The 21327-nt window shown below is 67.4% G+C and carries 15 protein-coding genes; 5 read left to right on the top strand and 10 right to left on the bottom strand.

Annotated features, from left to right (window positions below; genetic code table 11):
- Positions 1 to 244: 244 nt before the first annotated feature.
- The 3 genes from VD997_02675 to holA form a co-directional block, all read right to left on the bottom strand.
- Complete coding sequence (locus tag VD997_02675) at positions 245 to 3346, bottom strand: PEP/pyruvate-binding domain-containing protein (GenBank protein HYE60876.1); 3102 nt, start codon at positions 3344 to 3346, stop codon at positions 245 to 247.
- 344 nt (positions 3347 to 3690) lie between these two features.
- Positions 3691 to 4707 carry a hypothetical protein gene (locus VD997_02670; GenBank protein ID HYE60875.1) on the bottom strand — a complete coding sequence of 339 codons (1017 nt, stop codon included), beginning with the start codon at positions 4705 to 4707 and terminating at the stop codon, positions 3691 to 3693.
- Entirely contained in the window at positions 4708 to 5748 is a 1041-nt protein-coding gene (holA, locus tag VD997_02665; protein HYE60874.1) for a DNA polymerase III subunit delta, read from the bottom strand.
- A gap of 83 nt (positions 5749 to 5831) precedes the next feature.
- On the opposite strand from holA, the gene VD997_02660 reads away from it, so the two are divergent.
- Positions 5832 to 6506: a hypothetical protein gene (locus VD997_02660; GenBank protein ID HYE60873.1), complete on the top strand. Its 675-nt coding sequence runs from the start codon at positions 5832 to 5834 to the stop codon at positions 6504 to 6506.
- 346 nt (positions 6507 to 6852) lie between these two features.
- Here the strand turns inward: VD997_02660 and VD997_02655 are convergent, their stop codons facing one another.
- The 6 genes from VD997_02655 to VD997_02630 all read right to left on the bottom strand — a co-directional run bounded on the left by VD997_02655 (position 6853) and on the right by VD997_02630 (position 14924).
- The gene (locus tag VD997_02655; protein HYE60872.1) at positions 6853 to 7518 is read right to left on the bottom strand and encodes a transposase; all 666 of its coding nucleotides are present in this window, start codon (positions 7516 to 7518) and stop codon (positions 6853 to 6855) included.
- A 609-nt stretch (positions 7519 to 8127) separates the two neighbouring features.
- Positions 8128 to 8988, bottom strand: a complete 861-nt coding sequence (locus VD997_02650) for a hypothetical protein (GenBank protein ID HYE60871.1) — start codon at positions 8986 to 8988, stop codon at positions 8128 to 8130.
- 9 nt (positions 8989 to 8997) lie between these two features.
- Positions 8998 to 9717 (bottom strand): type II secretion system protein, encoded by a 720-nt coding sequence (locus VD997_02645; protein HYE60870.1) that lies wholly within the window; start codon positions 9715 to 9717, stop codon positions 8998 to 9000.
- A 376-nt stretch (positions 9718 to 10093) separates the two neighbouring features.
- Positions 10094 to 13147 carry a zinc-dependent metalloprotease gene (locus VD997_02640; protein HYE60869.1) on the bottom strand — a complete coding sequence of 1018 codons (3054 nt, stop codon included), beginning with the start codon at positions 13145 to 13147 and terminating at the stop codon, positions 10094 to 10096.
- Positions 13148 to 13272: 125 nt separating this feature from the next.
- Positions 13273 to 14229 (bottom strand): UbiA family prenyltransferase, encoded by a 957-nt coding sequence (locus tag VD997_02635; GenBank protein HYE60868.1) that lies wholly within the window; start codon positions 14227 to 14229, stop codon positions 13273 to 13275.
- A 50-nt stretch (positions 14230 to 14279) separates the two neighbouring features.
- Entirely contained in the window at positions 14280 to 14924 is a 645-nt protein-coding gene (locus tag VD997_02630) for a class I SAM-dependent methyltransferase (GenBank protein HYE60867.1), read from the bottom strand.
- A 129-nt stretch (positions 14925 to 15053) separates the two neighbouring features.
- Between VD997_02630 and VD997_02625 the strand changes: the two genes are divergently transcribed.
- The 4 genes from VD997_02625 to VD997_02610 all read left to right on the top strand — a co-directional run bounded on the left by VD997_02625 (position 15054) and on the right by VD997_02610 (position 20859).
- On the top strand, positions 15054 to 16538 hold the full coding sequence (locus VD997_02625) for a hypothetical protein (protein ID HYE60866.1): 1485 nt from the start codon (positions 15054 to 15056) through the stop codon (positions 16536 to 16538).
- A 207-nt stretch (positions 16539 to 16745) separates the two neighbouring features.
- Positions 16746 to 17804, top strand: a complete 1059-nt coding sequence (gene gmd / locus VD997_02620) for a GDP-mannose 4,6-dehydratase (GenBank protein ID HYE60865.1) — start codon at positions 16746 to 16748, stop codon at positions 17802 to 17804.
- 425 nt (positions 17805 to 18229) lie between these two features.
- Positions 18230 to 19309, top strand: coding sequence for a hypothetical protein (locus tag VD997_02615; GenBank protein ID HYE60864.1), 1080 nt, complete (start codon positions 18230 to 18232; stop codon positions 19307 to 19309).
- Between the two features lie 101 nt (positions 19310 to 19410).
- Entirely contained in the window at positions 19411 to 20859 is a 1449-nt protein-coding gene (locus VD997_02610; GenBank protein ID HYE60863.1) for a hypothetical protein, read from the top strand.
- Between the two features lie 65 nt (positions 20860 to 20924).
- Here the strand turns inward: VD997_02610 and VD997_02605 are convergent, their stop codons facing one another.
- Entirely contained in the window at positions 20925 to 21320 is a 396-nt protein-coding gene (locus VD997_02605) for a thiol-disulfide oxidoreductase DCC family protein (protein HYE60862.1), read from the bottom strand.
- Positions 21321 to 21327: the final 7 nt, after the last annotated feature.

Genomic DNA, 21327 nt, shown 5'->3' with positions numbered 1-21327 from the left:
ACCGATTCCCACATCCCTCGTCGAAGCCTCTGTTCGAAGCCTGTGGCAACGACCAGGCGACCAGGCGCTGTCGGCATGAACTCTTTGGGGTCCATCTTGGATTGAAACGATAGCTGAAATCCGGCCCCGCAATTGAAGCGATAGTGCCTTATCGTTGAAAAGTGAGCAGGGGTTCGATCGAATCGCTTCAAAGCGCATTCTGTTGGATGAACTGAGCTTCAAACCACTAGGGGTAGGGGTACCCCTAGCACGCCCCCCCGCCCAGAACCCTGAAAAACGCCTCGATGTCCTGGTCCGTCCCGGTGTCCCCGTCCCCGTTGAAGTCCGCCGGACCGCACGCCGCGCAGCAGTGGCCGCCGATGCAGGCGAAGAAGGCCTCGATGTCCTGATCGGTGCCGTGGTCGCCGTCGCCGTTGAAGTCCTGGTAGCAGGGGGTAGGGCAGCTCGGGCCGAGGGTCGCCAGGTACTCGACCTCCCACGGCGGACCCTCGAGGTAGATCGCCGCGATGCCCAGCCCCCGCAGCTCGGCCAGCTGCGTCGCCGGCACCGCAGGGTCCAGGCGGGGCTCGAAAATAAAACTCTCCGAGAAGTTGTGGTGCCCGGGGCGGTAGGTCTGGGCCTGCTCGCCCGTCAGGACGATCGGCTGGGCCGTGAGGCCGGTGATCACCGTCTGCTCCCAGCGGGTCAGGTGCGCGGTGTAGCCCGCGACCGCCCCGGACGCCGGGTCAGGCCAGTAGAACGACGTGGTCACCTGCACCCCGTTGGGCAGGTCGATCTCGCGCGTGACGAGCCCCGCCGGGACCAGCTCCTCGCATGGGCACAGCATCACGCTCTCGGTGTTCACCCACACGGGGTTGTTGAGCCAGTCGATCGACCGCACCGGGGCGTCGTGCGTGACCTGCAGGCCGAGGCCGCGCATGCCGTTGATGGGGTGGCCCAGGTCGCGGATGGTGAGCACTGGGGACTGGACCTGCGAGACCATGATGGGGATTGAGTCCACGCCCAGCGCGTTGGCCCGCGCATTCGTCAGGTCGGGCGAGCGCCACCGCTCGGTGATGGTCGATGTGCCGCCGCTCCACTGGTACTGCGGGAAGCCCGCCAGCGGCCCCTGTGCCTCGACCGTCGCACACCCATCCCGCTGCACCTGGCGTGCGCCGGTGAAGAACGACCCCGCGAGCGGCCGGTTCAGCCGCACGAACCCCGTGTCAAGGGTCAGCCGCTGCTTGAGGCGGTGGTTGGCGAACACATCGCCGTACTCGCCCTGGAACACGCAGTACTCCGTCGGCTGCGGCACCAGGTACGGCACCACCGACGGCGTGATGTCGGGCAGGGGCAGCGGGCGCATCTGCTTGATCTCAATCGCCCCGCCAAATGTCGTCTTCTTGAACTCGAAGTCCAGCAGGTGCTGCGGGGAGTTCATCTCGGAGGCGTAGCGGTCCGACGCGCTCACCAGCCGCGAGACCAGGGCCCCGTAGTCGGTGTCCCAGTTCATCACCGTGCCGCCCAGCGGCACACGGTCGCTGCTGCGGACCAGCCGCGTGAAGGACGTGAAGTTGAAGATGAGCACCTCGACCTGCTCGGGCGTTGAGCCGTCGCTGGGATTGGTGATGGAGGTCGCGCCCACCTGCGAGGTGATCCGAATCTCAAAGTTCCCGAAGGTGTTCCGCCGGACCACGGCGACGCCGTTGGCCAGCTCGGTCTCATCCGGGAAAGAGTGATGCACGAGCAGGCCCATGCCCACCTGCGACTCGTTCACGCCGAACCGCAGCCGCTGCATGAACGCGTTCTCGTTGTAGAAGCTCGCGTACACGCGCCGGATGGCACGGAACACGCCGCGCTCGTTGGCCTCGCCCGGCTCGCAGATGCTCGGGCCCACGGTGTCGCCGTCGAGCTCATCCGCCAGGCAGCCGCTGAAGGACTCGTACAGCCCCGCACCGGTGAAGTCGTCGGAATCCTCCACGTTGGTCGAGGACCGGAAGCGGAGCTTGACGTTGGGATCAAAGCCGTACTGCGGGTCCTGCAGCGTCGCCAGCACCGCCGATTGCAGCGTGGGCGAGAAGGTCGTTGCCGCCGTGCTGGTGAACAGCGCCCGCACGCCCTCCAGGTCCGCCCGCAGCGCCGCCATGCTCGCCGGCGGCCAGGTGTGGTGCCCCAGGCGTGCCGCGATCTCCTCGCGCAGCGTGCGCCCGTTCCCCAAGGGCTGCGAGAGGTACGCGTTCCACAGGTCGAAGGTGAAAGCCGCGCCCGGGCGGATGCTGGCGGGGATGGCCCGCCGCAGGATGCCGTAGTGCGACGCCTTGCCGCCAACGAAGCGGATATCCGCGGGCGTGAGCGGGTTCGTGTTCACGCTGTACGCCCCCCGCACCGCCATCGGCTGGATCTGCAGCACCGGCGGGGCCTTGAGCGCCAGCAGCTCCGCGGCCTGCGCCTGCGTCAGCGTGTCGGTCGTGTCCAGCAGCAGCACCTCGTTCCCGCCGAAAAAGTCGTACGCCCGCAGCAGCACCCGCCGGCCCTCCAGCGCCTGCGCCCGCGCGGCGTCCTCCGCCACCGCCAGGTGCGTGAAGGGCACGCCGTAGGACTGGCTCAGGATCGCCACGTGCGAGCTGGGCGTCGCGGGCCCCAGCGACACGATGCCCGCGACGAACGGCACCTCCGCGGGCACGCCGTCGGTCAGCAGGATGTCGGTGGGCAGCAGCGTGCCGGCGCCGTACGCGGCGTCGATCTGCGAGGCGGTGACGAACTTCAGCCGCCCCAGCGCCCACCCCGGGGCGTACACCGCGTTCCCGCGGGCCCAGCGTGCGGGGCTGGCCACGGTGATACCCTCGCCCGCGAACCACGCCCGCTCGCTCTCAGCGAGGGCGCTCTGCTCGAAGGTGGGCATGTACAGCGGCACCGCGGCCGGGTTGTTGAGGACCTTAGTCTTGACGGTGTTGAACACATCGCGCACGAACTCGCGCGGGTAGACGTCCTGCCCGACGAGCTGCACGCCGAACTCGTTGGCGCCCGTCGTGGAGCCGAAGCCTGGGAACAGCACCGCCCCCAGCACCGCCTGCTGGCCGGTCGTGTGCAGCGTGGACGCGTCGAACTGGGCGCGGCTCACGCCGATGAACGGCGGCAGGTGCTGGCGGGCGAAGTCGTAGTGGAAGCGGTACTGGTTGCTGTTCTGGAACACCACCGTCGCGGGGTCCGACAGCACGATCGCGAACTTCACCCAGCCCGGGTCTTCGCTGCTGGAGCTGGCGACGAACGGGTCGTTCCAGAAGTCGATGGTGTGGCGCATCACCTGCGCGAACGCGCGGGCGGGCAGCAGCGCGAGCAGGACCGCGATCAGTACACGGGCGGGCATGTTGAACCTCCCTCCGCGGGCCCGACCCCTCGCAGCCCCGGGGAACTCATTGTTCGCACCGGCGGCAGGGTGGGTTGCGGATAGGAAGCACCTTGCCCGTTCGTAACGAGCCCCGAACGAAGTGAGCGGGCAGTGCCGCCTTCGTCGCCGATCATCCTGAGGACCCGTCACTGCGTTCCGGGCTCGTACCGAACGGCGCTGGCGCTCCCTGCAGGCGCGTCGTTCGTAACGAGCCCCGAACGAAGTGAGCGGGCCGTGCCGCCTTCGTCGCCGATCATCCTGAGAACCCGTCACTGCGTTCCGGGCTCGTTCCGAACGTCTCTTGCGCGCACCTGCGCGCCGCCTTACACGAGCCGCGTCCGCACCACCCTCGCCCCCGCCGCGAAGTCCTCGCCCGCCGCCGTCTCCAGCAGCTTCGCCGCCCGCTCGTGCAGCTTGTCGATCTTCCCCGCCGTCGTGGGGAAGAACACGCAGCTGCCGCTGCCGGTCACCACCGGCGTCTCGCGCGTGGCCCGCGCCAGCGCGGTCACCAGCTGCCCCAGGCGCGGCTCGATGCGGAACGCGGGGATCGCCAGATCGTTGAACAGCTTGTCACCGTCCACGCGCCCAACCTCCGCCGCCTTCTGCCAGCGGGCTTCCACCAGCGACTCCCGCGGCGACGTCTGCCGCTCCTTGCCGCCGATCAGCCCCTTGCGGGCACGATCGATCATCTCGTCGCGCAGCTGCTCCTTCAGCACCTCGTCGAACATCCTGTACACCGGCTGCGTCGGGCAGCCGTACGCGGGGACGATCAGCAGCAGCTCGGACGCGACGCCCTCGACGCGATGCACCTGATCGCCGAAGCCGGTGATGAGGGCCGCGCGGGCGGGCGTCTGTTCGGCCGCGTCCGCGTCCGCGAAGAACCCGCAGTCAGACCCCAGCGACATCGCCAGCCGCAGCGTGTCGGCCGGATCAACCGAAAACCCAAGCACCCGCGGCACCGCCAGCAGCACCGCCGCGGCATCGGCCGAGCCCCCGCCCAGCCCCCCGCCCACAGGCACGCGCTTCACGACATCGACCGCCACCGGCAGCGGCCGCCCAACGTGCACTTCCAGCGCCTTGAGCGCCCGGTACGCCAGGTCTTTCTCGATGGGCCAGTCGATCGGCGTCGAGCGGAGGGCATCCTCCGCCCACCGCACTGTCACGCTCGACGGCGTGCCCTCCGCCCGCGTGCTGATCCGCACCTCGTCGTGCAGGTCGATGCACTGCATCCACGTCGCGATCGCGTGCCACCCCGCCCTGGGCGAGCCCTCGGGCTCGGGCGCACCCACCGACAAGCACAGGTTCACCTTCGCGTACGCCCGCCACAGCAGCTCGGTCATTCAGCGCCTCGATCCAGCAGTGTTCTGGGCGGTGTTGTGCGAGCCCAGCAGCTGCGAGAACCGCACCACCAGCCGCTCCAGCGTCCGCTCCACCTCGCCGAAGCCCGACTTGCTTCGGCTGTCGGCGGCGACGCAGTCCCGCAGCAGCCGCAGCGCCCGCGCTGGGTTCGCGTTGTTGCCCGCCTTGAGGATCGCGTGCTCGGAGGCGCCCCACAGCTTCAGCGTGCGGGCGATCACCTGCGGCGACACGCCTTGGTGCAGCGCCCGCGACGCGGCGTGCACCTTGCGCGCCAGGTCCACGAACGCGTACAGCACCAGCTGCGGCGGGTGCCGCGACACATCCAGCACGTACCTCAGGTGCTGCATCGCCGTATTCGCATCCTCTGTCAGCAGCGTCTGCTGGATGCCCCACACCGCCTCCTCGCGCGTGGGCTGCACGAACTGCTGCACGATCTCGGGCGTGATCAGCCCCTCGGGGGCCGCGGCCGCGAGCTTTGCCAGCTCCGTGTCGAGTTTCCCCAGCTCCGCGCCCACCCGCATCACCAGCATCGACACCGCCACCGGATCGATCTTCACCCGGTGCTCGCTCCCCGCCCGCTTGCTCACCCACTTCTGCGCCTCGTTGTCGCTCACCGGGTTGCAAAGGATCGTCATCCCCACCTCATTGACGATCTTGTCCAGCTTGCCCGCCCGCCACGCCCCGCTCCGCAGCACCAGCGTCGAGCCCTCACAGGGCGACTCGGCGTACCGCTCGAACAGCGGGCGCGTGTCCTCCTTCACCAGCTCCTCCGCGTCCTCCACGATCACCAGCTTGTGCCCCGACATCAGCCCGAAGCTGCGGCACTCGTCCAGCACGTCGGCCGCGGTGGCGCTGTTGCCGTCGAAGGTGAACACGTCCACGCCCCCGAAGTGCTTCTCCAGCCGCTCGCGCACCTCCGCCGTGCGCTCCACCCGCAGGAACGCCTCCTTGCCTTGGATGATGAAGACGCGGCACTCCTCCATCGGCTTGAGGTCGGTGCTCGCGGCGGGCTTCTTGGCCATGGCCAGAGGGTACACGGCTAGCATGGCCCCCGATGCCCCGCCCTCACCCGCAAGCCCGGAAAGCACGCCCCAGAGCCCGGCGCGTGCTGCTCCTGCTCCTGCTGGGCTTGGTGCTGCTCCTGGCGATCGCGGGCGGCTACGCCTGGTGGCTCTCGCAGCAGCGGCCGGAGTGGTGGCACGAGGTCCCGCTCGACGAGCCCACGCAGGTGCAGGCCGAGCAGGTGGAGAACACCGTCGTCTCCGAGCTCTCGCGGGCACGCCCCGCCGAGGCCCCCGGCCCCTACCGCAGCCGCGAGTGGCAGCTGGAAGTGAGCGAGGAAGAGGCCAACGCCTGGCTCGCCACGCGCCTCAAGGGCTGGGTCGCCAACCGCGACGGCCACTGGCCGCAGGCCATCGACGGCGTGCAGGTCGCCCTCGAGCCCGGCCAGGTACGCGTGGGCATCCACCTCGTGCAGGGCGGCTTCGATCGCGTCGTCACCGTCACCGGCCTGCCCGAGATCAGGGACGGCGGCGTGTGGCTCAACATCTCCGGCATGGCCCTGGGCGGCCTGCCCCTCCCCCGCGAGTTCCTCCTCGACCAGTTCGGCTCCATGGTCCGCGGCGACTCCACCGACGACATCCTCGCCGCCCTCGAGGGCCAACGCCCCGCCCTCGACCGCCCCGTCATCGAACTCGACAACGGCCGCCTCGTGCGCATCACCGGCGTGCGGGTAGACGCGGGCAGGCTGGTGCTGACGTGTAGGACGGAGAAGGATTGAGGGTGAACGAGGTGCACGTTCGCGACGAGCCCGGAACGAAGTGACGGGTCCTCCGAGAAACCAGCGACGCGGGCTGCACCCCCCGCTCACTCCGTTCGGGGCTCGTTCCGAACGTCTTCTGTGCGCACGGTGCCCGTTCGTAACGAGCCCGGAACGCAGTGACGGGTCCTTGCCTGAACCGGCGACGCGGGCTGCACCGCCCACTCACTTCGTTCGGGGCTCGTTCCGAACGTCGCTCGCATCGAAAAGCACCTCACTCGCCCGTGCCCACCCTGCCCGTTCATACGAGCCCGGAACGAAGTGACGGGTCCTCCGAGAAACCGGCGACCAGGGCAGCACCGCCCGCTCACTCCGTTCGGGGCTCGTTCCGAACGACTTCCGGGTTCACGCGCGCATGCCGCTCTTCCATGCTCTCACCCACCACCACAGTGCTGCCGTCCTCCGGCAGTCCCTGTTCGCGCAGCCACGCCTTCAGCGACTCAATGTGCGCCCGCGTCGCCCGCCGGTGCTCCTCGAGCATCTCGCGGTTCGGACCTGTCTGCCAGTCGTTGACGTACGCGATGGCCCCGTACAGCCCCGCGTAATCGTTGATCCAGCGCGTACTGCCGTGCTCCGCCCACAGGTGCTGATCCTCGCCCGCGAGATCGGCGCGCCGCAGCTCGCGCGTCAGCCTCGCATTGAACTGCGCCATTGCTCGTTCCGGCGAGTGCGAGCCACGGCAGTTCACGACCACATGGACGTGCGTGGTGCGCACGCTCTGCGTGATCAGCCGCCAGCCCCGCTCTTCGCACAGCTGTGGGATCGCATCCTCGACGACGGCCCGCATCGCTGCCGAGAGTGTCACCGGCGGTCCGTTCATCACCGCGCGCTCGCGGGCCACCCGCCTCGGGTCCGGTGCGAGCATCGGAGAGCCGCGCCGATTGTGCTCGCGGTCAACCGTGCCGCGCTCATCACCGTGCAGCCGCTGGCCATAGCACGCCCATGTGAGGAAGTACGCGAGCGGGAGGGACATGGCAGAAACTGTACAGACACCCTGCCCGCCCTTGCGCACCCTGCCCGCCCGTGCCCACCCTGCCCGTTCATACGAGCCCGGAACGAAGTGACGGGTCCTCCGGAGAAACCGGCGACGCGGGCTGCACCGCCCGCTCACTTCGTTCGGGGCTCGTTCCGAACGTCTCTCGCGTCAACATGTACCCTGCCCGTCCGTGCCCACCCTGCCCGTTCATACGAGCCCGGAAACGGAGTGACGGGTCCTCCGAGAAACCGGCGACAAGGGCTGCACCACCCGCTCACTCCGTTCGGGGCTCGTTCCGAACGACTTTTGAGCTGATCAACCCCCTGCCCGCCCGTGCGCACCCTGCCCGTTCATACGAGCCCGGAACGCAGTGACGGGTCCTCCGTGTAACCCGCCGACGCGGGCAGCACCGCCCGCTCACTCCGTTCGGGGCTCGTTCCGAACGACTTTTGCGCTGATGAACCTCCTGCCCGCCCGTGCGCACCCTGCCCGTTCGTACGAGCCCGGAACGCAGTGACGGGTCCTCGCGAGAACCGGCGACGCGGGCAGCACCGCCCGCTCACTTCGTTCGGGGCTCGTTCCGAACGTCCTCCGCGCGCACCACCATCACGGCGGCCCCGGCGCCTTCGGCTTCCCCGTCGCCACGTCCTGCCCGCGGAAGTGCCGCACCATGTCCCGCATCATCTGCTTGCCGCGCACCTTCTGCTCCGGCGACGCGTGCCCGCCCACGTTGTTGTTCATCAGCCCGAACGCCGTGCCCATCATGCGGCCGCTGGGCATCCGCTCCGGGTTCTTCTTCGCCCACTCCATGTCACGCGCGGCCTGCTTCTTGGCGTCCGCCACCCGCTCCTCGGGGCTCATGTCGCGCTGCTCGCCCACCAGCTGCTCCAGCGTCTGCGAGAAGTCCACGAACGCGTCCTCCAGGAACTTCTCGCGCTCCTCCGGCGGGACCGTGTCGTACTCCTTCGCGTGCTTGTCCCACAGGTCGATGGCGATCTTGCTGGCGTTCTCCTCCAGCTGCTTGCGCATCTTCCCGCCGATCCCCGACGCGAAGGCCGCGAGCAGCATCGAGTCCTCGGCGCTCATCCCCTTCATCCGCTGCACCAGCTGCCCCAGCAGCTTCATCCGCTCCTCGATCGGCAGCGCGTTGAACTCATCACTCAGCAGCGTGTAGTCGAACACCTCGTCCAGGGCCGCGGTCTCGTAGTTGGGCTGCATCCGCGGCCCCCACAGCCACCACGCCCCGCCGGCCAGCATCAGCACCGCCACCGTCCCGCCGATCCACAGCCGCCGCATCGTGCGGAGGCGCGTCGGCTCGTCGGCCGTCTGCCGCCCCCACCACTGCTGCACGCCGTCCTTCGCGCGCTCCTCCACCATCCGCAGCCGCTCGCGCAGCGGCATGCGATACCCCGACGACCCGCCCAGGGCATCACTCAGCCGCGAGAAGATGTTCGACAGTGCAGACACGGGTGCTCCTCAGGGTGAACCAAAGCCGCCGCTGAACTGGCGGACCAGTTCGAAGAAGTCTTGGAGAGTGCTCGTGTTTTGCTGGAACGGAACCTTCTCTGCGTGCAGGTCACCATAGATCAGGCCGTTGCGGTCCCACCGACGCTCGAGAGACTCGCTGCTGCCATCGCCGGAGCGTGTCTCCACGTCATACCGCGGGTTGTGCCAGTCGTTGGCATCCACCAAGATCGGCAGCTTGACCGGGAACACCTCGTACGCCTTGCTCACCGCATGCTGCACGTTGCTGAGCACGGCCATCTCCGCCGCCAGCATCGCATCACCCGGCGGGTACTCCCAACTGGTCCCCGTCGCCCGCCACGTCTTCTGGTCCGACGGGCACTTCCACGGGTCGCTCACCACCCACTCGCCCGAGTCCGGCGCCGTCTCCTGCGGCACGGCCGCGTCCACGTACCGCACCATCACGTCGAACAGCGACGGATCGTTCTGGTTGGTCCCGCTGTTCAGCGGCCGCACCTTGGGCAGGATGTACCCCTTGCCCTCGGTGTTCAGGTACAGCTGCACGCCCTGGCCGATGCCCTTGAGGTTGGCCAGGCACTTGGTCCGCCGGGCCGCCTCCCGAGCCCCGCTGAGCGTGGGCAGCAGGATGGCCATCAGCAGCGCGATAATCGAGATCACCACCAGCAGCTCGATGAGCGTAAAGCCGCGTGCCCTGGATGTCGTCACCCTCATGCCCCTCATATCGACCACCCCAGCTTGCTGACCCGAAGGCGAACGCCCAGCCCGACCGGGCCGACCTTCTACGCCCACCCCCGCCCCCGCGTTTCACCCTACCAACCCCCACCACCATATCAGGACCTCGCCCGGGTCAAGAGTGAATAGAGGCTCATCACCGGGGGTGGGGTGATGAGCGTCAATTCCTCTGACGAGGCCACGGCTTGCCGGCGAGCGGTCCTTGCACGCCGCAGCAGGTCCGTGGGCGGCGCTGGGCGGCCTGGCTCTGCCCACGCCTACTCACCGTCGCGCCTGCGGCGTGCTCAATCGACCCGCAAAAACAAAGAGGGCCCCGCACCCGCGGGGCCCTCCTGATCAACTCACGGAACACGCATCACTGCTTCGGCGCGGGAACCGGCTGCGAGGCCGGCGCCTCCTCCGGCAGGTACTGCGTCGGGATCGACTGCAGCGCCGGGGCCTGCTGCGTGGGCTGCACCGTCTCGGGCGTGTTGCCCAGGATGATGAACCCGCCCATGCCCCCCATGCCGCCGCCGCCGTTGAGGGTGTAGCCGGCATCCAGGGCCTTCTCGATCCGCGTGCGCGCCTCGGTCAGGTGAGCGAGCGTGTACGCGTCGAGGTTCCCGGCCGCGCCCTTGTCATCCAGCACGCGGGCGATGCGGTCCTTGAGGCCCCGCAGCTTGTACATCGCCAGGTTGGAGACCGGCTTGTACGCCTCGCCGCTGCCGCTGCCCGGGAAGGTCAGCTCGATCATGCGGTCGAGGTACTCGCGCTGCAGGTTGCGGCGCAGGCTGCTGATCATCGGCTTGCGCGCCGTGAACTTGCCGCTGCCACCCTTCTCGAGCTCACTCCACACGCTCGCGTGAATGGTGTCGAGCATCTCGGGCAGCGTGAGCACGTCCTCCTCGGCCTTGACGCGGAACTCGTTGTCGAACACCCGCCGCACCGTCGTGGGGTTCATCAGCATCGTTAGCACCGAGCTCTGGATGCCCGCGATGCGGTCGTGCACCGGCCAGGTCGCGTCCTCGGCCGCGTCGCGACCACCGCCCTGGTCCAGCCACTTCTGCACCGTCATCTTCTGGAGCAGCTCGGGGGTGAGCCCGAAGCTCTCATCGAAGAACGAGTTTTCGATGACCCACTTGAGCGCCTCGCGCTGCTGGGCCGCGGGAACCACCACGATCGGCTCGCGACCGTTGGGGTCGCCCTTGTGGTCGCGGTTGACGTGCGCCCCGCCCACCCACGGCGACAGCATGCTCAGCCCGCGCGTCTGCATGCCCAGGCTGATGGTGTAGCCCCGCCGCACCTTGGCCCAGCTCTCGCCGTTCTTCGCGAACTTCTCCAGCAGCCGCTCGCGGTGGTACTTGGCCAGCTCCATCTGGCTCTTGGCGTAATCGATCGGGTTCTTGGAGAAGTCATAACGCTGCGCCAAGGGGTCGGGCCCGCCGACGTCCTCGTCGGTGCCGTACTCGTGGCCCGGCTCGCCCACCTTCTCCAGCACCTTCTTGGGATCATCCAGCGTGTAGCCGTACTCGATCGCCCAGTAGTCGTACTTGCCCACGTCAATCATCGCGAAGTCGCCCGTGGCCTTGCCGTCCTTGATGGCGAAGTTCACGGGCGTGTAGTCCATGATCGACGCGGTGATCGGGCTCTTGCCCTTCACCTTCTCGCTGTTGACCTCTTCCAGCGTCCACTGGCCCGAGGCCTTGAAGTTGTGCCGCAGGCCCAGCGTGTGGCCCACCTCATGGCTCACCAGGTCCGCCAGCAGCGGCCCCACGAACCAGTCGGGGATCCCGTCGAGCGAGTCGCCCTTCTCCTTCTTCTTGCCCTCGCCCTTCTCTCCTTCAGCCGGCTCGCCCTCGGCCCCGGTCTCGATGCCGTAGGCCTTGGCCACCTCGTCCATGTCCATGATCTCCATGGTCATCTGCATGGTGGCCATGTCGAACGCCTTGCCCTTGGCCGCCAGGCACAGCCCGTTGAACTGGCTGGAGCGACCGATCAACCCGTCGAACTCCCGCGCGCCGGCCAGGCGCGTGGAGTCGTGCTCCTGGGCGCCCGAGGTGTGCATGGCGATGGGGTGCCCACCGTACGCCAGCACGCCGCGACGGGCGCGCTGGGCGATGATGGCGTCGCGCTCGCCCGGATCAGCCAGGCGGACGCGCGGGTCCCACTGCGGGTTCTTGTCCAGCCACGCGATCGTCTCGCCGGAGAGGTTCTCCATCGCGATCTCGGGCATGATCTCGTTGTACTGCACCCAGAAGTGGCGGATCCAGCCGTCGGTCAGCACCACGTCGGCGTCCAGGATCTGCCCGGTCAGCGGGTGCGTGCGGCTGGGGCCAATGGCCGTGCCCTCGTCATTGGAGAGCCAGCGGATGAAGTTGTACCGCACATCCTCCGGGTCCTTGTCCATGTGCTGGTTGGTGGCCTCGTCCTGCTGGTAGACCTCGATCGCGTCCTTGATGCCCACCTTCTCGAAGGCCTTGTTCCACCGCAGCACGCCCTCGCGCACCGCCGTGCGGTAGCGCACCGGTACCGCGGTGTCGATGTAGAACACGATGGGCTCCTTGGGCGGGCTCATCTTCAGCTTGGGATCGCGCTTCTCAACGTGCCAGCGGTTGATGTACCGCACCCACTTCTCGCGGTCGGTGAACTTGCCCAGGTCGCGGTACACCGTGGTGAAGTACCCCACCCGGTCATCCGCCACCCGCGGCTGATACCCCGTGCTGTCAGGGATCGAGCTGATCGAGTAGTGGAACGCCTGGATCCGCCCGTTGGTCGTGGGCATCTCGTACGTGATCTCGACGTTCTTCGGGAACGCCTTCGCATCCTTGATGGTCGCCAGGCTCGCGTTGGCGCTCAGCGCCCCGCGCCCAACGCGCCCCACGCCCCCGCCCGCGGTGAACACCTCGCGGATGCGACCGGCCAGCAGCGCCTTGAAGTCGATCACCGGCTGCCCGTTGGGCCCCATGCACACGATCGGCACATCCAGGATCACCCGGTCGGTGAACAGGTTCTTGACGCTGCTCTTGCTCTCAGGGTCCCCGTTGCTCCGGGTGCCCACGTTGGGCTCCATGAGCATCAGGCGGTTGTCGAACCGCTTCCAGTACACGTACAGGTCGCCGGTCTGCAGGCCCGCATAGCTCTCGCCGCTGGCCACCGTCATGGCAATGAACTGCTTCTGGCTCTCCCACCCGCGGGGCAGCTCCGCCAGCATGCCCCCGTCGCGCTTGCGGGTGAAGAGCGTGTAGAAGCTCTGCCCGTCCGCCGTGGAGATCACCTTCTCGTACCCCTTGCTCACCTCGGCAAAGGGCTTGAACTGCGGGGCCTCGCCACCACCAGAAGGGGCGCCGTCCTGGGCCACAACCGGCGTCGCGAGACCGCACGCCGCCACCAGAGCCGCCGCCGTCGCAATCCTGGCCAACCGCATCAGCATCAGAAACCTCCGTTCTCGAACACCTGCAAGCACTTACAAAGGCCCACGATGGGAAAACCGTGGGGCAGAGACTCTACGAGAGACGCACAACCGACAGTTCTCTGTCACGGATCGGTACTTCACCCCTATTGGGGAGCCCACAGCTTCCAACTCAGCACGCCCGCCGTCAAGAACATGAACGCCAGCACCGCCCCCTGCATCGGGCGGTCCTTCACCGCCAGCTCCGTCGGGTCGTCGTACTGCCCCCGCTCCAGCAGCACGATCGCCCGCATCAGGGCATAAATCGCCGGCACCATGGTGAACCACAGGAAGTTGAACCTGGCGAGGAACGGCCAGACCTGGAAGCTCGTCTCCGGCTCCCGCGCCTGCACATAACCCGCGTAGGTGATAAGGGTTGCAACACCCGTCACCACCACCACCATCCGCAGCAGCTCATCCGTGTACGCCGCCTGAACCCCCCGCGCACTGGCCGCATCCAGCCCCAGCGTCCGCCGCTCACCCAGCCGCTTCCCAAAGGCCAGGAACATCGCCAGGAAGAACGTCACGTTCAGCAGCCAGGTGGTCGGCGCGATCCCAACCGCGGCACACCCGCCGAACATCCGCAGCACGAACCCCAGTGCCAGGGACAGCACATCCGCGATCACCACGTGCTTCAGCCACGCCGAGTACGCAAACACGTTCACCACGTACCCCAGCACCACCGCCGCCACGCCCAGCCGTACCGCTGCGTCCAGCGCGAGAATGCAACCTGCCGCCAGCACGAACAGCACCGCCGCGAACACCCCCGCGGCCCCCTTCCCCACCGCCCCGCTCGCGATCGGCCGGTGCCGTTTCCGCGGGTGCATCCGGTCCAGCTCGGCATCGTGCAGGTCGTTGATGACGTAGCACCCGCTGCTGGCAAACCCGAACGCCAGGAACGCCAGCAGCCCCGCCGTGAGCGGCTCCCACCATAACTCGTGCTGCTGAGCAGTGAGGTCCTTCAGCCCGTACAACGGCCCAATGAGAACGAACACGCCCTTGAGCCACTGGTGCAACCGGGCCAGGCGCACAAGAGACCACACCGTGCCACGATCATGCTTCATGATCGTGTCCTGCCGGTGGCCCGACCTGTCGCGCTCACCATCCAGCGGCCTCAAGCTCCCGGCCCTTGCGATTCTGGCTTCCGCAGCACCGCGAAGTAGTGCAACCCCCCGCCGAACAGCAGGTTCACCACCGGCGGGTAGACCTTCATCGACCCAAGGCTCTCCGCCACTTCAAGCCCCAGCCGCCCCGGCACCTGTGACCACTCCCCCGGCGTGTTGTACCGGTACAAGCACGGCACGCCGTACGGCGCATTCGCCGCCCAGTCGATAAAGCTCACCCGCGCCTTGGCCAGCACGCCCTTCAGCTGATGGTCCTTGATGATCACCAGCCGCCTGGAAACCCGCGCACACTCCCGCAGCAGCCCCTCCGGGTCCTGCTCGTGGTGCAGCACGTCCGCCACGATCACCGCGTCGTAAGTCCCATCACCAAAGGGCATGCGCCCGCCCGGGTACGCGTGCACCGTGATCGGCTCGCCCCCCCGCGCCACACGCTCCAACCCCTCCACCACCAGCCCCCTGGGCGCGCGCGGGTCGTCCATCAACGCTCGCCCCAGCGTGCCGTTCCCACACCCCACATCGAGGACCTGGTCGCCCTCCTTGAGGTGTGGCAGGATGGCCGCGACCAGCGCCCGCAGCCGCGCCCGGTACACCGGCCCGTGCATCGCCTGCATCAACCTGGAGATTGGTCCTGCCATGATCCTCCTGTCCTGCATGGGTGGCCCGCCGCTCCGCGGCGGTCTTCCTTCGGACACCCATTATCGACCGGACACCCCCGCCAGTTCGTAAGCCTTGAAAAAGCCGCCGCGGAGCGGCTGGCCACCCAAATGCCGATACTCATCCTCGACGTGCCACCTCCAACCCTTAACCCCCGCCCCCTCCTCCCCGCCCTCACCCTCGCGGCCTTCACCCTCGCCCTCGGCCTCGCCCTCATCCTCTCTAGCCGCATCCCCTCCCGCGTCGCCTACGACCAGAAGCTCTACCACGAGCCCACCATCCGCCAGTTCGCCCGGCAGTGGCCCGACTTCGACCTCTGGCACTACAAGTCCGCCACCACGCCCGGCTACCACATCCTTGAGGCCGCCGTCGCCAGGTTCATCAGCCCCTCCATCACCGCCCTCCAGCTCGTCTCGCTCCTGATCGCAACAACGCTCTCATTTCTCCTGGGCCACGCCGCGGGACGTCGCGCCCCCCCACTGCTCGCCATCGCCATCACCCTCCCCTTCGCCTGCTCGGTCTACGTCGTGCAGAGCAGCGCCTGGCTCCTCCCCGACGACCTCGGCTGGCTGGGCGTGCTCGCCATCCTCCTCATCGCTCTCCGCCCGCGCCTCACACTCGCGTGGCTCACGCTCGGCGGCCTCATCCTCCTCGCACTGGTGCTCGTCCGCCAGATCCACGCGTGGACCGCGGGCCTGCTGTGGGTGGCCGCGTGGCTTACCCCTTCAAGCCAAGAGGCGACCGCCGACCCTACCACCGATCCGCTCATCCCCTTGAAGCTCGTCTTCACCGACGTGCCGCGACAGCTCACCCGCACGCTCCTCGCCGTCGCGTTCACGGTCCCCGCTCTCGCCATCCTCGCCCTCTTCGCCCGCTACTGGCAGGGCCTCGTGCCGCCCGTCTTCCAGGGCTGGTACAAGGGCGCCAACCCCGCGGCGTTCGTCATGATCCTCGCCACCTTCGGCGCCTTCTCACCCTTCTTCGCGCCCCTCTGGTGGCCCCACGCCCTGCGCCTGTGGCGCACGCAACGCACGACCCTCCTCGTCATCCTGGCGCTCATCTTCGTGGCCGCGTGCATCGTCCCCACCAACCACGACTATGAGGCCGGCCGCCGCAGCGGCCTGTGGAACATCGCCGCCAAGCTCCCGCTCATCGCCGGCCACACCTCCCCGTTCATGCTGGCCCTTTCGATGCTGGGCGCCCTCGCGATCCTCGCCCTCGCCGCCGCCAACGACCCCCGCCGCCGCCTCATCCTCATCGCGGCCATCCTCGGCTACACCGCCGCCAGCACCGCCAACCACGACCTCTTCCAGCGCTACGTCGACCCCTTCGCCCTCATGCTGTTCGCCCTGCTTTCTTCTGGTGGCACCGGTCTCCCGACCGGTGTGCCTTTCAACCGGCTCCTCCACTACCTCCGCCCCCTCACCCCCCTCGCCCTCTCCCTCGCCCTCCTCGCCGTGACCCTCAACTCCCTCCGCCACTCCGACCACATCAACGACCCCCCACCCGCCGCCAACCTCCCCCACGAACCCCCCGCCCCCGCCAACCTCCCCCGCCCACCCGAGCCCCCCAACCACCGCTTCTGGCCGCTCTGAAAGCCCCTCCCTGAGGGAGGGGTTGGGGTGGGTTTGATCGCCTCACGCCCGCAATCGTCGGTGCGATTCAACGCAACCCGTCGAACTCGCCCCGCCTCACATCCGAAGTCCGACATCGCACATCCGACATTTCTTCTCCCCCTTCCGCCTTCAACCCCACCTCTAAAATCGCCGACATCCCCCCTTCGGGAGTCTTAGGAGCCCACCTTGATCGCACCCCGCCGCGCCCTCATCACTGGCATCACCGGACAGGACGGCTCCTACCTCGCCGAGCTTCTCCTCAGCAAGGGCTACGAAGTCCACGGCATCATCCGCCGCAGCTCCTCCTTCAACACCGCCCGCATCGACCCCATCTACCAGGACCCCCACGCCGGCGGCGCTCGCCTGAAACTCCACTACGGCGACCTCTGCGACAGCAACTCCCTCTCCGAGCTCATGCGCCGCGTCCGCCCCCACGAGGTCTACAACCTCGGCGCTCAGTCCCACGTCCGCGTCTCCTTCGACATGCCGATCTTCACGGCCGACACCGTCGCCATGGGCGCCTTGCGCATCCTCGACGCCGTGCGCGAGTTCCAGCAGGAGTCCGGCCAGCAGTGCCGCTTCTACCAGGCCTCCAGCTCCGAGATGTACGGCAAGGTGCTCGAGGTGCCCCAGCGCGAAACCACGCCCTTCTACCCGCGCTCGCCCTACGCCTGCGCCAAGGTCATGGCCCACTACATGACCGTCAACTACCGCGAGGCCTACGGCCTGCACGCCAGCTGCGGCATCCTCTTCAACCACGAGTCCCCCCGCCGCGGCGAGACCTTCGTCACCCGCAAGATCACCCGCGCCGTCGGCCGCATCAAGCTCGGCCTGCAGGACAAGCTCTACCTCGGCAACCTGCACAGCAAGCGCGACTGGGGCTTCGCCGGCGACTACGTCAAGGCCATGTGGCTCATGCTTCAGCACGACAAGCCCGACGACTACGTCATCGCCACCAACAAGATGATCTCCGTCGGCGAGTTCGCCCGCATGGCCTTCGAGCACGTCGGCCTCGACTACACCGACTTCATCGCCTTCGACCCCCGCTACCTCCGCCCTAGCGAGGTCGACGAGCTGCTGGGCGACTACTCCAAGGCGAAAACCAAGCTCGGCTGGGAACCCACCACCACCGTCGAACAGCTCGCCAAAATGATGGTCGACCACGACCTCGAGCTCGCCCACCGCGAGAAGACCCTCAAGGACGCCGGCCACAAAATCCACCGCCAGGGCGACCACGACCGGTGACATTCCAATGCCCCTCCCATAGGGAGGGGTTGGGGTGGGCTCGCCCGCCATCGCTCGTATGAGTCCTAGAGGTCCTATGAGTCCTATCCGCTCACATACGATTGGCCATGGTCGCCCGACCCTCTGACCTAGGCCGAATCCTCTGGCCCTGCGAGAAGACCGACGACGAGGTTCTCGCCGAAGTCCGCGAGAACCTGAGTCTCAGTCTTGACCAGCGGCTCGCGAAGGCGGATCGAGCGCGCCGCAAGTCACGAGCACTCTGGCTGTTCCCTGGTCGACCCCGAGATCTCTGTGAAACTCGTAAACGCGAAGAAGACACCGAGTCACTCCGTTACCTGCTCGCAATTAAAGAGGTTCGTAAACAGCTCGGACACCGAGTGTGAACGTGCTGGCTGTGCGCAGTTCGTCCTCCTGGATCACGATCAATGCACCTCCACGTTGCCGCCGCAGCCATCGTCGGATTCCTCGCCGCACACGGTCAGCCCACGGATGAGCGTGCCGTGGAGTTCAAGATAGCCGTCAGAGACGAAACAGGAGCCGGGATTCCCGATGTCCCCTTTGTCGCGACCTGCAATGGAAGTGCAGGAGATAACGACATCTGTAGCACGGGGCCCGATGGGAGTGGGTTCAGCGACATCGCCGTCGTGCCACGTGGGCCCGCCACGCTGGTTGTGGCCCCCTTCGATCCCAACTTCCTGTTCGACCCCTTTTGCGAGAATGCCGAGGCCGCGGCCTTCAGAGCCCTGACACTCAAACGCTCGTTCAACAAGTGGTACGAGTTCCCCATCGCGGACACTGAGAAATCAATCTCAGGGGTCATCACGCTTCCGCGAGCAGTGAGCGCGACCGGGATTGTTCTCAAAGATGGCGAACCCGTCGGCCCTGTGTACGCCTCGAGGTCCCGCGGCCGATGCCTGTTCCTCTCCAAGAACAACCGCTTCAGTGTGGGTGGGTTCAAACGCGGCGAGCGCGGTACGTACTTCATCGCCCTCGAAAAGTCTCCGCGTGTGGCCGCTCAGGGGCGTGTCATATACCAGGACGTGACGGTCCCAGCAGATGCGTCATACGACACCGTGATCACTCTCCCCGATGTGCAGTGGCCGGCCGGTCCGACGGTTCTCGTCCCAGTGGAAGTCAACGTACAGAACTTCCGGAAGGCCCCGATGATCTACGGCGGCGTCCGCAAATCGGTCACCCTCCTCTCCGCCGACTGCGACCAGTTGTACACGTTCCCGATTGGCCCTGAGGGAGGAGTGTTCATGGACATGGATGGTCAGAAGGCTCCGCCAAAGCTTCCTCCCGGCACGTACTACCTCGCGATGGGAGACCTGCTGATTGGCCCGGCCGACCTCGTCTTCGAAGCTCTCCGTCGCTACGGCGCTGCGAGCCTGGACAAGGCCGGGTATCCCAAGATGGTCGTCAGCGCAGGCGACAAGGAGCCGAGCTGCCTCACCCTTGATGCCGAATCTGTCTGGGCAAAGATGAAGGCGCTCCCGCAGCCCTAATCGGGGCAGGCAGGTGAAGGGACCGCTGTACTGCCGGAGAACGCAGCGTCCAGCATCCCTCTTGAAACCGGCCGCTCGGCCATCACTCAAGGGGTACGCGCATGTCCACCACGCTCACCGAGGCCCCCGCCCCCTCAAGCCCTGACCAGCCCTCCATGTTTCCCGGCTACCAGCGCGAGAGGCTGGACGAGGCCGCGCTCCCGCCCGGGCCGCAGGCCCGCTGGCCCCTGATCAACCGCATTCTCTTCCGCTTCTCCTTCATCTACTTCACCCTCTACTTCCTCCCCTTCCCCCTCGACCACCTCGCGCGCCTCCAGTGGGTACCCGGCCTCAAGTGGCTCGCCGACGCCGCGGCCATCGTCGCCGGCACCTGGGAGAACGGCAAGCCCGTCTACGGCCTGTGGGACCAGGCCACGCAAGCCATGTGCAAGTGGGTGGGCGCCAACGTCCTGCACCTCCCCGACAGCGGCGCCGGCTCCATCATCATCCAGCCCACCGGCTCCGGCGACACCATGCTCAAGTGGGTCGAGGCCTTCTCGTTCCTGTGCATCGCCGCGTTCGGTGCGCTCGTGTGGTCGCTCATCGATTTCCGCCGCAAGGCCTACCCGCGCGTCTTCAGCTATTGGCACATCTACCTGCGCTTCGCCCTCGGCGCGATCCTTCTCGGCTACGGCTTCGCCAAGTTCCCGCCCTCGCAGTTCCAGCCGCCCAGCCCCGAGAAGCTCATCTCCACCTACGGCAACTCCTCAATGATGGGCCTGCTCTGGACCTTCATGGGCGCATCCCCTGCCTACACCATGTTCGCCGGCCTCGCCGAGATCATCGGCGGCGGCCTGCTCCTCTTCCGCCGCACCGCGCTCATCGGCGCGTTGGTGTGCTTCGGCGTCATGCTCAACGTGTTCATGCTGAACATGTGCTACGACGTCCCCGTCAAGCTCTACTCCTTCCACCTCATGATCGCCGCGGCCCTCATCGCGATGCCCTTCGCGTCCCGCCTCGTCTGCGTCACCCTGCTCAACCGCCCCACCACGCCATGCTCGCTGTGGTGGCCCTCGTGCAACATGTGGCAGAAGTGGTCATTCCGGGGCGTGCACGCCCTGGCCGTCATCCTCATCCTCGGCATGGGCTGCTACGGCTCCTATTACTCCTGGAAGCGGTACCTCAACCCGCCCCCGAAGCCGCCGCTCGCCGGCCTTTACAAGGTCACCTCGATCACGCTCAACGGCACCCCCGCCCGCGAGCTGCCCGACGAGCGCCGCTGGCGCCGCGTCTCCTTCACCCGCTGGGGCACCATGCTCGTCGAGAACTACACCGACCAGCGCGACTCCGTCGGCTTCAAGCTGAGCGACGCCGACAAGACCCTCACCCTCACGCCCAAGGGCCAGATGTACCAGCTCGAGCTCATCACCAACGACGACGGCACCCTCACTATCGACGGCCCGTACACCGGCGGCATGCTCAAGGCCACCCTCACCAAAGTCCCCGACGACTCATTCCTCATCAAGAGCCGCGGCTTCAACTGGATCCAGGAAATGCCGTTCAACCGGTGACCTTGATCGAGTACCCCCGCGCCTCCTCCTATGAGTCCTATGACTCATATGAGTCCTATCGCTTCTCACAGGAACCGCGCCCTCAGCTCCGGCGTCGGCATCATGCACGCGTCCTGCTTCCCGAACCACCTGTACCGGTTCCGCGCGATGATGTTGTACACCCAGTCCCGCACCGGCCGCGGCACCACGATCAGCACATACAGCACCCGCCACAGTCCACCCAGCCGCCGCGCAATCCGCAGCGCCGCCGTGCTCTTCCAGTACACGCGCCCACCCTCCACCAGCGCGATGCTGTCCGGCCGCTCGCTCGTCTCGCCGAGCAGCCCCCGCGCCGCCTCCGACTGCAACGGCGCAAACCGGAACCGCCCCTCCGGATCACGCCGGACGATGAACTGCACCGACGACGTGCACAGATTGCACACGCCATCGAAGAGCACCACCGGATGACTGTTTCCACTCACACCTGAT

The organism is Phycisphaerales bacterium (assembly GCA_035627955.1).
Classification (GTDB): domain Bacteria; phylum Planctomycetota; class Phycisphaerae; order Phycisphaerales; family UBA1924; genus JAEYTB01.
The sequence above is the reverse complement of the archived record's forward strand: the minus strand, read 5'-3'. Positions and strand labels throughout refer to the sequence as shown.